At 39.3% G+C, this 12,773-nt stretch carries 11 protein-coding genes and 2 riboswitches; of the genes, 7 read left to right on the top strand and 4 right to left on the bottom strand.

Features of this window, described 5'->3' with window-relative positions; genetic code table 11:
* Window positions 1-74: 74 nt before the first annotated feature.
* Window positions 75-185: riboswitch (TPP riboswitch) on the bottom strand.
* A 108-nt stretch (window positions 186-293) separates the two neighbouring features.
* Complete coding sequence (gene parC / locus QH639_RS01190) at window positions 294-2,732, bottom strand: DNA topoisomerase IV subunit A (RefSeq protein ID WP_131520152.1); 2,439 nt, start codon at window positions 2,730-2,732, stop codon at window positions 294-296.
* Window positions 2,729-4,705 carry a DNA topoisomerase IV subunit B gene (parE, locus tag QH639_RS01195; protein ID WP_048393067.1) on the bottom strand — a complete coding sequence of 659 codons (1,977 nt, stop codon included), beginning with the start codon at window positions 4,703-4,705 and terminating at the stop codon, window positions 2,729-2,731. Before parE ends, parC begins: the two co-directional genes overlap by 4 nt.
* Window positions 4,706-5,256: 551 nt before the next feature.
* On the opposite strand from parE, the gene plsY reads away from it, so the two are divergent.
* From plsY to QH639_RS01225, 6 genes are all read left to right on the top strand, one after another.
* Window positions 5,257-5,859, top strand: coding sequence for a glycerol-3-phosphate 1-O-acyltransferase PlsY (gene plsY / locus QH639_RS01200; protein WP_048393068.1), 603 nt, complete (start codon window positions 5,257-5,259; stop codon window positions 5,857-5,859).
* Window positions 5,860-5,878: 19 nt separating this feature from the next.
* Window positions 5,879-6,169 (top strand): HesB/YadR/YfhF family protein, encoded by a 291-nt coding sequence (locus QH639_RS01205; RefSeq protein WP_004227919.1) that lies wholly within the window; start codon window positions 5,879-5,881, stop codon window positions 6,167-6,169.
* Between the two features lie 188 nt (window positions 6,170-6,357).
* Window positions 6,358-7,902, top strand: a complete 1,545-nt coding sequence (locus tag QH639_RS01210; RefSeq protein WP_131520149.1) for a spore germination protein — start codon at window positions 6,358-6,360, stop codon at window positions 7,900-7,902.
* A 25-nt stretch (window positions 7,903-7,927) separates the two neighbouring features.
* Window positions 7,928-9,127 (top strand): Ger(x)C family spore germination protein, encoded by a 1,200-nt coding sequence (locus QH639_RS01215; protein ID WP_131520148.1) that lies wholly within the window; start codon window positions 7,928-7,930, stop codon window positions 9,125-9,127.
* Window positions 9,128-9,364 (top strand): hypothetical protein, encoded by a 237-nt coding sequence (locus tag QH639_RS01220; RefSeq protein ID WP_281115556.1) that lies wholly within the window; start codon window positions 9,128-9,130, stop codon window positions 9,362-9,364.
* Window positions 9,365-9,395: 31 nt separating this feature from the next.
* A complete protein-coding gene (locus tag QH639_RS01225) occupies window positions 9,396-10,544 on the top strand; it encodes a GerAB/ArcD/ProY family transporter (RefSeq protein ID WP_281115557.1) in 1,149 nt (382 codons plus the stop codon).
* A gap of 39 nt (window positions 10,545-10,583) precedes the next feature.
* Here the strand turns inward: QH639_RS01225 and metA are convergent, their stop codons facing one another.
* On the bottom strand, window positions 10,584-11,519 hold the full coding sequence (gene metA / locus QH639_RS01230; protein WP_004227915.1) for a homoserine O-acetyltransferase MetA: 936 nt from the start codon (window positions 11,517-11,519) through the stop codon (window positions 10,584-10,586).
* A gap of 123 nt (window positions 11,520-11,642) precedes the next feature.
* A riboswitch (SAM riboswitch) is annotated at window positions 11,643-11,754 on the bottom strand.
* Window positions 11,755-11,957: 203 nt separating this feature from the next.
* Here metA and QH639_RS01235 point away from each other — a divergent pair.
* The gene (locus tag QH639_RS01235; RefSeq protein ID WP_281116174.1) at window positions 11,958-12,329 is read left to right on the top strand and encodes a nucleotide excision repair endonuclease; all 372 of its coding nucleotides are present in this window, start codon (window positions 11,958-11,960) and stop codon (window positions 12,327-12,329) included.
* 52 nt (window positions 12,330-12,381) lie between these two features.
* Here the strand turns inward: QH639_RS01235 and QH639_RS01240 are convergent, their stop codons facing one another.
* Window positions 12,382-12,768 carry a hypothetical protein gene (locus QH639_RS01240; RefSeq protein WP_281115558.1) on the bottom strand — a complete coding sequence of 129 codons (387 nt, stop codon included), beginning with the start codon at window positions 12,766-12,768 and terminating at the stop codon, window positions 12,382-12,384.
* Window positions 12,769-12,773: the final 5 nt, after the last annotated feature.

Below are 12,773 nucleotides of genomic sequence, written 5' to 3' on the forward strand. Positions count from 1 at the left end.
CAAGCTGTTGCTTGAAAACATAAAAAACGCCTAGGATTCCTCCCAGACGTATTGCAATCAATCTTCAAAACTTTGCTTTTTGATTAGATGTTCCCTACGCTGGTACGAGCCAAATCAGGTTCAAAGGGTCAGCGTCTACCGGACACAATCTCAGCTAGCAATTACTAGCCCCCCTACATTCTTTCGCTATGAACTTTTCGATGATTATTATACCCATAGTTTCACTTAAATGACAAGGTGCTATTTTTGAATAGAGCTTAAAGCCCAGCGCTCCTAAGAGGCTGGGCATGCTTTTAGCTTGGTTTCTGTTCTTTTTTGGCTGTTACAACATGAGAAATTGCTCCATCTGTTGCAATATCCACTTTAAATGAACCATTGGAATGTCGATCCGCACGAGACAATGCTTGTACGTCAATCATCTCTTGAACACCTTTTTCAGTTTCAATCACAACCTGCTCCTCGTCTGTTGCTTGAACAACTGCCACAATTCGGTGAGGGTTTGCTTTTAACTCTGTTAATACTTTTAGTCCACGTTTTGCACGACTTGCTACTTCAACTTCAGCAACATTCATTTTCTTCACGGCCCCACGCTGTGTCACAATCACTACATAGTTGGTAACATCAGGCTGTAACACATTGACTCCAACTAAGGCTTCTCCATCTTTTAGTGTGATCCCTTTCACACCGCCTGTTTTCACACCTGTAACTGGTAACTCCTCCATAGGGAAACGAATCGCATAGGCTGTATCCGTTGTGAGCATCAGCTCCACGTCATCTGTTACAAATGATGCATAGATCATCGCATCACCAGCCTTGACGTTCATCGTTTTAATTGGCTTTGAATAACGTGTTACCGCATAGTCTGCGAGTGGTGAGCGCTTAATTTGGCCATCTTTTGTGGCTGTGAAGACATACGTATTTGGCTGGTCAAAGGTTTCGAAGCCATAAACCGCAATAATGGATTCATCTTCCCCTGTTGGCACAATACTTGAAATATGCTGGCCGAGATCCTTCCAGCGTATATCAGGCAGCTCATGAACAGGCTGATAAATATAATTGCCTCGATTTGTGAACAGCAATAGATGGTGCTGTGTATTTAAGTTTGCTTCATACAATAAATAATCTGAATCCTTCATGGCAAAATCTTGCCCGTTTGAAGCGGCATGGGAACGTGTGGATGTACGTTTAATATAACCATCCTTCGTTACTGTTACGACAACCTCTTCACTTGGCACAAGGACATCCAATGTAATTTTAATTTCTTCAATTTCTTGCTCAATCTTCGAGCGACGAGGCTCTGTAAAGCGCTTCTTAATATCTAGTAACTCTTGTTTAATAACACGCACTAGCTTTGCTTCACTTTGTAGAATCCCCTCTAGCTTCGCAATTAGCTTATTTAACTCGTCCTGTTCATGACGAAGCTCTGTAATATCCGTATTCGTTAAACGATATAATTGCAGGCTTACAATGGCCTCTGCCTGTACCTCTGTAAAATCAAACTTTGCTTGTAAATTAAGCTTCGCATCCTTCTTATCATTTGAAGAACGAATCGTCGCAATGACTTCATCTAAAATGGAAAGGGCTTTAATTAATCCATCTACAATATGAGAACGATCCTTTGCCTTTTGCAAATCATAAATGGAACGGTTTGTTACCACTTCTTTTTGGTGGGCAATATAGGCATCTAGCAATAAAGGCAATGTCATCATCGTTGGACGACGATTATGAATGGCAATCATATTAAAATTATAAGCTACCTGTAAATCCGTTGTTTTAAACAAGTACTGTAAAATTCCTTGTCCTGGTACATCCTTTTTCAGCTCAATTACGACACGTAACCCTGTACGGTCTGATTCATCACGAATTTCCGCAATGCCTTCTAGTCGTTTATCTACCCGTTGCTCATCAATTTTTTTCACAAGATTCGCTTTATTTACATCATATGGTAACTCAGTGATAACAATTTGCTCTTTACCACCCTTGATTGGTTCAACAACTGCTTGTGCACGGACGATGATTTTACCCCGACCTGTTTCATACGCCTTTTTAATGCCATCAACACCTTGAATGATTCCACCCGTTGGGAAATCAGGTCCTTTAATCACCGTCATCAATTCATCTACAGTAACATTAGGCTTGTCTAAGCGCATCAACACAGCATCCAGTACTTCATCTAAGGCATGTGGCGGAATATCTGTCGCATACCCAGCAGAAATTCCTGTAGAGCCATTGACTAAAAGGTTAGGAAAACGTGCTGGTAATACAGTTGGCTCCATATCCTGATCATCAAAGTTTGGCACAAATTCGACCGTTTTCTTGCCAATATCTCGTAGCATTTCAGCGGCAATAGCTGATAGTCTCGCCTCTGTATACCGCATTGCAGCTGGTGGATCGCCATCTACCGAGCCATTGTTCCCGTGCATCTCAATGAGCATATGACGTGCCTTCCAGTCCTGACTCATCCGTACCATCGCTTCATACACAGAGCTATCGCCGTGCGGATGATAGTTACCAATTACATTACCCACTGTTTTTGCGGATTTACGGAACGGCTTATCATGTGTGTTGCCTTCCGTAAACATCGCATATAAAATACGGCGCTGTACTGGTTTAAGACCGTCACGTGCATCAGGCAACGCGCGGTCTTGAATAATATATTTACTATAGCGACCAAAACGGTCACCCATTACTTCTTCTAACGGTAAATCTTGAAACTTTTCTGTACTACTCATGCTTGGTCCTCCTCTTGTTGGATGAATTCATTCTCTAAAATGTTAGAATCATCCTCCATACCGAAGTCTACATTGGCTTCGATCCATTTACGACGTGGTTCCACCTTATCACCCATTAACGTCGTGACACGTCTCTCCGCTCGTGCACCATCCTCGATTGTGACACGAATTAATGTCCGTGTTTCAGGGTTCATTGTTGTGTCCCATAGTTGGTCTGCATTCATCTCACCAAGACCTTTATAGCGCTGTAATATGTAACCCTTTCCAACCTTCTTGATGGCCTTTTGTAAGTCACTTTCTGTCCAAGCATATTCAATGACTTCTTTTTTTCCTGTACCTCTTGAGACTTTATAAAGCGGCGGTAGTGCGATATAGACCTTTCCAGACTCAATGAGCGGACGCATATAACGATAGAAGAATGTTAATAGCAAGACTTGAATATGTGCCCCATCCGTATCCGCATCGGTCATGATGACTACTTTATTGTAGGCAGAATCCTCCACCGCAAAATCCGTGCCAACACCTGCCCCAATCGCATGGATAATCGTTGAAATTTCTTCGTTTTTCATAATATCCTGTAGCTTGGCTTTTTCTGTGTTGATGACCTTCCCGCGCAATGGCAGAATCGCTTGGAATGTACGGTCACGTCCTTGTTTAGCAGAGCCACCCGCAGAATCCCCCTCGACTAAATACAGCTCATTTTTTGCTGCATTACGTGACTGAGCTGGCGTTAATTTTCCAGATAAAATCGTACTACCCTTTTTATTTTTCTTGCCATTTCGTGCATCCTCACGCGCTTTACGAGCTGCTTCACGCACTTGCTGCGCTCGAATCGCTTTACGAACAAGAGAAGCTGATAACTCTGCATTTTCCTCTAGCACATACAAAATTTGCTCAGACACTACACTATCTACTGCAGAACGAGCCTCACTTGTCCCAAGCTTGCCCTTTGTTTGTCCTTCAAATTGCAGTAAATGCTCTGGGATACGAACAGACACGATCGCTGCTAAGCCCTCACGAATATCTGTCCCCTCAAGGTTTTTATCCTTGTCCTTTAACAGGCCAATTTTTCTTGCATATTCATTAAAGACACGCGTCAATGCTGCCTTTGCACCCGTTTCATGTGTACCACCATCACGTGTACGGACATTATTAACAAATGATAAAATCGTTTCTGAATAACCATCGTTATACTGGAAAGCGAACTCTACTTCGATTTCATCCTGTACGCCTTCTACATATTTTACTGGATGAAGAACATCTTTTTCCTCATTCAAATACGCAACGAAAGCCTCGATGCCATTCTCATAAAAGAACACATCGCTCTTGCCTTCCTCGCGCTCATCAATTAATTCAATTTTTAAGCCCTTTAATAAAAAGGCTGATTCACGTAATCGTTCTGCTAACGTATCATAATTGAATTTTGTGACAGAGAAGATCGTTTCATCTGGTAAGAAATGAACAAGCGTTCCTGTCTGCTTGGTCTGCCCAATGTTTTCAAGTGTTGTGACAGGCTGTCCACCATGCTCAAAGCGTTGACGATACTTTTTACCATCGCGATGGATTGTCACCTCTAAAAATGTTGAGAGCGCATTCACAACGGAAGAACCAACACCATGTAAACCTCCACTTGTTTTATAGCCACCTTGACCAAATTTACCACCAGCGTGTAGCACAGTAAAAATAATTTCTGGTGTCGGTTTGCCCATTTTATGCATACCGGTTGGCATTCCACGTCCAAAGTCGCGCACACTCATACTTTGATCTTTATGAATTGTGACAATAATATGAGATCCAAAGCCAGCCAGTGCTTCATCCACCGCATTATCTACGATTTCATACACAAGGTGATGAAGTCCACGGCCATCCGTCGAACCGATATACATGCCAGGTCGTTTGCGTACCGCTTCTAATCCTTCTAATACTTGTATAGCGTCATCATTATAGACGCTAGGTGACTGTTTATTCGTCAAAAAAATTCCCCTCCAAAAAACAAACACATGTTCTATTTATGTTCTCATCCTAATAATAATAGCATTTCCTGTCAATAGCTAGCGACAGGTCCAATAAAATTTTAAAATTTGCTCACAGTTTTGATCTTTTTTATTAATAGTAAACATCTTCAACAGTTGCTTAAAATTGGTATTTGAGCAAGACAGACTGCTTCTAGCTTCCATCATCATTTGACGCATTGAAGCCTACTTAGTTGCAAAATAAAGTGGTGATGCTTGCACACTACCTCGTGCCTTGCGCTGAAACAGGATAAAGTTAGACTTCTATTCTACCAAAGGAATGAGCGATTGACAAAATTGCCATTTTGCCTATATTTTTATAAAGGTTTTAGTGCTTCCTACAAATTTACGTCTAAAAGCCTAGTCCTCGCTAATAGATTCTCTTTTGTATTGATTCAAGACTTCGGATGAAATCTCCTTCATAACATTGTAGATTAGCAAGAAAAAGTGTAAAATACTTGTTACAAACTATTAGTACCAAGTGATGGACTATGAATGAAAGGAGTCCAACTATGATCAATGGACTTATTATTTTATGTGCTTATCTAATCGGCTCTATACCTTCTGGATTATGGATAGGCAAAATTTTTTATAATACCGATATTCGTGAACACGGGAGCGGTAATCTTGGTGCGACCAATACTTTTAGAACATTAGGGAAAAAGGCTGGTATTATTGTTACAGTGATGGATGTCTTAAAAGGGACTGCCGCTGTCTTACTCGTGACACTTCCTGTTTTCTCTGATACTACACTCCATTCTTTATTACTGGGCCTTGTCGCAGTAATCGGTCATATGTTCCCGATCTTTGCCAACTTCCGTGGTGGGAAAGCTGTGGCAACGTCAGCGGGTGTATTATTAGGCTATTCTTGGCCACTCTTTGTCCTACTATTTATTACCTTTATTGTGACTTTAAAAATCACAAAAATCGTCAGCTTAACATCAATGATAGCCGCTTTAGTAGCGCTTATCTATGCAATCGTTTATTATTTTATTACAGGTGACTTTGCATTAGGCATCTTGGTAGCCTTTTTATTTACCTTTATTATTTATCGTCACCGTGCCAATATTGCCCGTATTAAAAACGGCACCGAACCAAAGGTAAAATGGCTGTAGGAAGAGAGGAGCATTTGAAATGAATATTGCATTGACAGATGAGGCCCTACAATGGTTCAAACATGAAATGGAAGTTGAACCTGGTGATACAATTCGTTTTTATGCACGCTATGGTGGCTCAAGTCCGTTTCATGAAGGCTTTTCGCTAGGCATGACACGTGAGGAACCTATTGCCATAGGTGTACAGACAGAAATTGATGGTGTTATCTATTACATTGATGAGAAAGATCTTTGGTTCTTTAACGATCACAATTTACATGTAGATGTTGATACAAGTAAAGATGAATTACAATACGACTATCGTACATAAAACAGTCTGTCCTTTCCATACATGAAAGGACAGACTGTTTTTTTATTTATCACAAACAAGGACACACGAAAGTTGCAAGTGATGTAATATTGCTACAAATAGCTAGATTTTTCATATCTCTTTCGTTTATCTCTCAAAAAAATTGTCCATTCTAAAGGTAATGAACGACCTTTTGAGGAGGAAAACACATGTCCATGTCTAGCAATAACGAGACCTCCCCATCCCATACAACGAACGATTTATTGTATACTTCCCTATCTAAAAATATAAAAATCATTCAACAGTCACTAGGGCATAGTAATGATATTATCATACGTGAAATTGCGATTGGAGAAACTGATCCCCATAGCCTCGCCATTATTTCCATTGATGGCCTATCGGATAAAACGACTATTTCTGATTCTGTTATCGATAAACTGATGGCAAATATTGAAGAAGAACAAGATATTGAAATAACAACCATTAATCAATATGTTCGAAATTCCTATTTAACAGTAGGCGATGTGACGAATATTGAGCATTTCACAACACTCTACAATGCCATTCTCAATGGTGAAACGGTTATTTTATTAGATGGCTTTGCCGAAGGGATTGTGACAAGTACTAGAAGTGCCAAGGATCGAGCTGTCACGGAGCCATCGACGGAATCCGTTATTCGCGGACCGAGGGAGTCCTTTACGGAAACCTTGCGTACGAATACAGCGCTCATTCGTCGCAAAATTAAAAGTCCGAATCTCTGGATTAAGTCCCGTGTTATCGGAGATGTGACACAAACAGATGTAGCGGTGATGTATATAAATGGCATCGCCAGTGACAAAATCGTCGCAGAGGTATTGGCTCGACTAGATCGTATTAATATTGATGGCATTCTGGAAAGTGGCTATATTGAAGATTTTATTCAAGACTCAAAAAACTCGATGTTTCCAACCGTCTACAACTCCGAACGTCCTGATGTCATCGCAGGTGAATTATTAGATGGCAAAGTGGCGATTCTAGTTGATGGCACACCTTTTGTCTTAGTCGTACCAGCGCTATTTACATCCTTTTTACAATCAGCAGAAGATTATTATCAGCATTGGATGATTAGCTCACTCGTACGTATACTGCGTTTCTTTGGTATCAGTCTGGCATTAGTAGCACCATCCTTGTATGTGGCGATTACTACCTTTCACCAGGAAATGCTACCGACACCCATGTTAATTAGCATTGCTTCACAAAGGGAAGGCGTACCCTTTCCTGCAGTAGTAGAAGCGCTTATTATGGAGGTTGCCTTTGAGGTCTTAAGGGAAGCTGGACTTCGTATGCCTCGGACAATCGGTCCTGCGGTATCCATTGTAGGTACTTTAGTTATTGGACAGGCAGCAGTTGATGCAGGCGTCGTATCCGCTGTAATGGTAATTATTGTAGCCTTAACAGCGATTTGTAGCTTTCTCTTCCCTGCCTATGGCTTATCGAATACGATTCGTGTACTACGTTTCCCATTAATGATTTTAGCTGCTATGTTTGGTTTATTCGGTGTAATGTTTGGCATTATGCTAATTATTCTTCACCTATGTAGCATTCGTTCATTTGGTGTACCTTATTTAAGCCCATTCGCACCATTGGTATTACAGGATCAGAAGGATGCATTTTTGCTGTTCCCGCGTAGAAAATTACTTACACGACCTCGTTTAGTCAATCAAAAAAATATTGTTAGAGGACATAACTATATCAATCTAAAAGGCAGGAAATAACAACTGGATAAATGAGGAATGGAATATGGCAAAAATAAAATGGATTTGCTTACTATGTATCCTCACAATACTGTTAAGTGGCTGCTGGAGTAAGCGTGAATTAAATGAATTGGCCATTGTCGTAGCATTGGGCATTGACAAAATAGATGAGGAATATGAAATTACGGTTCAAATTGTTGATCCTAGTGAAATTTCAATGCGCCAAGCTTCCACTCAACGCTCTCCTGTCGTTAGCTATCATTCGAGAGGTGAGACCATCTTTGAGGCCATTCGCAAAATGACGACTATTGCAGCACGAAAACCTTATTTTGCCCACCTTCAAGTGGTTGTATTAGGGGAAGATCTCGCAAAAGAAGGCATTAGTGATGCACTTGATTTAATTGTAAGGGACCATGAATTTCGTAAGGATTTCGACGTCATTATGTCTCACGATGCAACAGCAAAGGATGTATTAAATGTACTAACACCCATTGAAAAAGTTCCTGCTAATAAAATGTTAAATTCCCTTGATGTCTCTGAGAAGGCTTGGGGCTCCACAATAGCTGTTAATATTGATGAATTAGTCAATACCTTAAGCAATAAGCATAAAGGGGCATTAATTTCTGCTATTGAAGTTATTGGGGATAAGAAATTAGGGGTAGATCAAACAAATGTGCAACGTGTTAAAACACCTGTGCTATTACGTTATACAGGTTTAGCAGTCTTTAAAGGCGATAAATATATAGGGCTACTGACTGAGAGCGAAAGCAAAAGTATTAGTTTTCTTAATGACAAAATTCAAAGTACGATAGAAATCATCGCCTGTCCTAATAAAGGGACCTTGTCTACTGAAATCACCCAATCCACTACAAAGGTGAAAGGGTCATTTAAAAACGGGAAACCGAAAATCGATGTCCATATTAATGTAGAGCAGAATGTTGGAGAGGTCGAATGTGTTATCGATCTTACCAAAAATAAATCGATTGATTACGTTAATAAAAAAACAGCCCAAGGGATTGATGAACGCATTGAAAAAACTGTAGAGAAAATTCAACAGCAATATGAAGTCGATGTTTTTGGATTTGGGGATGCCCTACATCGGGCAGATCCAAAGCAGTGGAAAAAAATCAAGGATGACTGGACTTCCATTTTTCCAGATTTAGCAGTGGCTGTTCATGTCAAGGTAACTACCCAAGGTTCGGGTACGATGCAAAATTCATTATTAAACAAGCCAAAGGAGGAGTAAATGATGGTGCTAGCCATAGCTATCTTGATCATCGCGATAATTATTGCGCTTATTTTTATTCCAAAGCTAAAAAAGCAACAGGATAGAAAAGCCATTATTGTATTCTCCTTTTTGCTACTTATTGGAACGGCTTTAAATATGGGGATTGCCCTTAAAATCCATATTCCTAGCCCATTAGATTTGATTACCTTTATCTTCACACCGATTAGGGATTACATTGTGTCATTCACAAAATAGAAAGATGGACTAAGAAACGGAGGGTAGCTTGATGGAAAAAGAGATAATTAGTTCAAGACAGTTTACAGTCGTTACCTTCCTCTATTCTATCGGTACAGCGATTTTAATTATCCCTTCGAGTATTACTGGTGCCGCTAAGCAAGATGCTTGGATAGCGGCAAGCATTGGTGTTCTGCTTAGTTTACTGGTACTAAAATTATTTTTAACACTGGCCAATCAAACACCGTCCCTAAACTTTATCGAGGCCAATGAAAAAATACTTGGGCGTTTTTTTGGGAAAATCACAGCAATTTGTTTCCTAATTATGACCTTTCTTTCGGCTGGAGAATTACTCTATTTTATCGGTATTTTCATGAAAACGGAAGTAATGCCAGAGACACCGACATTAGCATTTGCCCTACTGTTCAGCATCCTTATTATGTATGCCGCTTATTTAGGGATTGAGACCTTTGCCCGTTCGGCAGAAATCCTCTTCCCATTGTTTACCTTTATTTTTATTTTTTTCGTCCTTAGTATTACCCCTCAAATTACATTTGAGAATATTCAGCCTCTACTAGAAGCGACCAAAGCATCTATGTTTTATAGTATTGCACGCTTTATGAGTATCTTTTCCTTTCCATTAATTGTATTATTGATGCTCTATCCTACTGGCGTCAATGTACAGCCGTCTGCACAGAAAGGGCTATATATTGGGGCAATTTTTGGCGGAATCGTCTTAGTTACGTTGATTGTCCTATCGATTCTTGTATTAGGTCCTGAAAACACTGCATCAAGGACATTTCCTAGCTATGCCTTAGCACAAAGAATATCTATAGGGAATTTTTTGCAGCGCATAGAAATCATTATGGCATTTATGTGGATTTCGTCTATATATATTCGTACATTTATGTATTTCTATACGACCGTTGTTGGACTTGCACAAATATTGAAGATCAAGGATCATCGTCCACTCATTATACCGATGGGTATAATTGTTATTGGACTTTCTCAAATTGTTCATCCAGATATTGTGCATTCTACTAATTATAATAATGAAATTTGGCCAATCTTTTCCTTTATTTTCACCATTTTATTACCTATACTTTTGCTGATTGTAGTAGTTATTCGCAATCGTAAATCCAAGGCTCAAAATAACGAAACACCTCAGCAGGAAACAGAAAATGACAATCAAAACGTCTAATTTCTTCTAAGCTAGAAAAGAAATTAGACGTTTTATTAATTAAATATGATATTCGATTTCATCTACAAAATCCCATTCATATGGTGTTTCTTGGTAAACATAGTAGTTCAACCAGTTAGAGAATAATAGATGCGTATGGGCACGCCATGTATTCATTGGCACTTGTGTAGGATCGTCATTCGGGAAGTAGTTCACAGGAACGGCGATATCTATGCCCTTCGCCACATCGCGACTGTACTCATCGGCTAGCGTTGTCGCATCATACTCTAGATGGCCCGTAATCATAATATTTTTATTATCTTTTGATTGTACAATAAATACCCCAGCATCCTCTGAATAGGATAATAATCGTAGATCTGGATGATTGCGAACCTCGTCAATCGAAACAGATGTATAGCGTGAATGGGGCGCAGTAAATAAATCACTAAAGCCACGTACCAAATCTACAGTTAAATCTGTAATCACATGGGAATAGACGCCTGAGCATTTAGCAGAGAGCTCAACCTTCCCAATGCCATAATGATGATACAATGCAGCCTGTGCCCCCCAACATATATGTAGCACGGATGTCACATTCTTTTTAGACCAATCCATAATTTCTGAAATTTCCTGCCAATAGTTGACCTCTTCAAAAGCCATTTTTTCTACTGGTGCACCAGTTATAATCATACCATCATAGCGTCGGTGTCGAATCTGATTGAACGTTGTGTAGAAAAGCTGCAAATGGGATTTACTCACATTTTTAGACTCGTGAGTGGCTGTATTCAAAAAGGTAATATTCACCTGTAATGGTGTATTCCCCAATAAACGTAATAATTGGAGCTCAGTTTTTTCTTTTTCAGGCATTAGATTTAATATTAATATATTTAATGGACGGATTTGCTGTGTTTTCGCACGATCTTCTTCCATGACGAAGATTTTTTCCTCACGTAAATGTTCTCCAGCTGGTAAATTTTTCGGAATATTAATTGGCATCTTGCTTTCCCCTCTCTATAATCACTCTCTTTTAGCAAACCTAACTTGCGTACATTGCAACGAAATTAAAAAATCCTCCTCATTCCATACGAGATAGAATGAGAAGGATTTTTTTCACGTCCACTCTTATCTCTCAAAGGAAAAAATCCTTTGCTGGAATTAGCACCTTTCTAACAATCGTTAGAGGTTGCTGAAGCGTCATCGGGCCAAATCCCTCAGCTTCTCTTGATAAGATTATTTAATTATCTTGAATTGTAACACGAACTAGTTAGAATATCAATAATTCATCGAATATTTTGTGATTCATGTGCATGTTCCTTGCTCATTTGATGTACACTAAGCTTGCTATATGTGGTGTTTCTACATTTAAAATTTATGGTAAACATGCCGTAATTATGTTACCATATACTTTTAGTAAGAGAGAGGAACGTGAATAGTTTGATTAAAATTGAATTTCCAAAACCAGATCTAGTAATCCGTCAACGTGAACAAGATTTAAAACCAGGTGATGTGCCAATCACACCTTACTTCGGTTTTATTGACTTCCATAAAATCACACGTGATAAAGGCGGCATTTTCTTATTCTATAATGACAAGAATGAGCTATTGTTTGTTGGGAAAGCACGTAAAATTCGTCAACGTATTAAAAAACATTTCGAGGATAATGTATCTCCGATGAAAAACCATCGTGAAGAAGTGTTCAAAATTGAAGTCTATGAAGTAGAAGACCCAATGGAACGTGAAATTTACGAAACATATGCGATTAATACTTTCCGCTCTAAATATAACGTAGATAAAGTCTTTTATTAGACATCACGTAAAGAAACCGAAATCTCATCTAAAGGGATTTCGGTTTCTTTTATTACATAATGGTCATACGATCAATGGGCGTACTCTGACCGTTTATTCGCAAATCAATGGTATCAAGCTCAGGATTCTTGACGTTGATTTGAAAAACATAGGGCTGAGCCTCTTTCCTTTGCTCGCTGCCTTCTTCTAATTGGATGATAAGCCTATTTCCCTCAACTGTAATACTTGCCAATACATTCCCTTTTGAATAATAAACAAGGTAATATGGAGCATCCTTTTCATGCAATAGTTGTATTCTGTCATTAGAAACGATATTTTTTTGGACATTATCTGGGACAACCGTTAGCTCATGAATCGTTGGTGGATCGGTAGGTGGTGTAGCATTACAGGCTCCTAGCATTAGTAGGCTTATTAAACCTAGCAACACGAATTTTTTCACGTAAC

This window comes from Lysinibacillus sp. 1 U-2021 (genome assembly GCF_029916965.1).
GTDB classification, from domain to species: domain Bacteria; phylum Bacillota; class Bacilli; order Bacillales_A; family Planococcaceae; genus Lysinibacillus; species Lysinibacillus capsici.

Bases quoted from the DNA above. Each gene is read 5' to 3' on its own strand.
- parC (WP_131520152.1), bottom strand. From the start codon at position 2,732: ATGAGTAGTACAGAAAAGTTTCAAGATTTACCGTTAGAAGAAGTAATG.
- plsY (WP_048393068.1), top strand. From the start codon at position 5,257: ATGATCAATGGACTTATTATTTTATGTGCTTATCTAATCGGCTCTATA.
- QH639_RS01205 (WP_004227919.1), top strand. From the start codon at position 5,879: ATGAATATTGCATTGACAGATGAGGCCCTACAATGGTTCAAACATGAA.
- QH639_RS01210 (WP_131520149.1), top strand. From the start codon at position 6,358: ATGTCCATGTCTAGCAATAACGAGACCTCCCCATCCCATACAACGAAC.
- QH639_RS01215 (WP_131520148.1), top strand. From the start codon at position 7,928: ATGGCAAAAATAAAATGGATTTGCTTACTATGTATCCTCACAATACTG.
- QH639_RS01220 (WP_281115556.1), top strand. From the start codon at position 9,128: ATGATGGTGCTAGCCATAGCTATCTTGATCATCGCGATAATTATTGCG.
- QH639_RS01225 (WP_281115557.1), top strand. From the start codon at position 9,396: ATGGAAAAAGAGATAATTAGTTCAAGACAGTTTACAGTCGTTACCTTC.
- metA (WP_004227915.1), bottom strand. From the start codon at position 11,519: ATGCCAATTAATATTCCGAAAAATTTACCAGCTGGAGAACATTTACGT.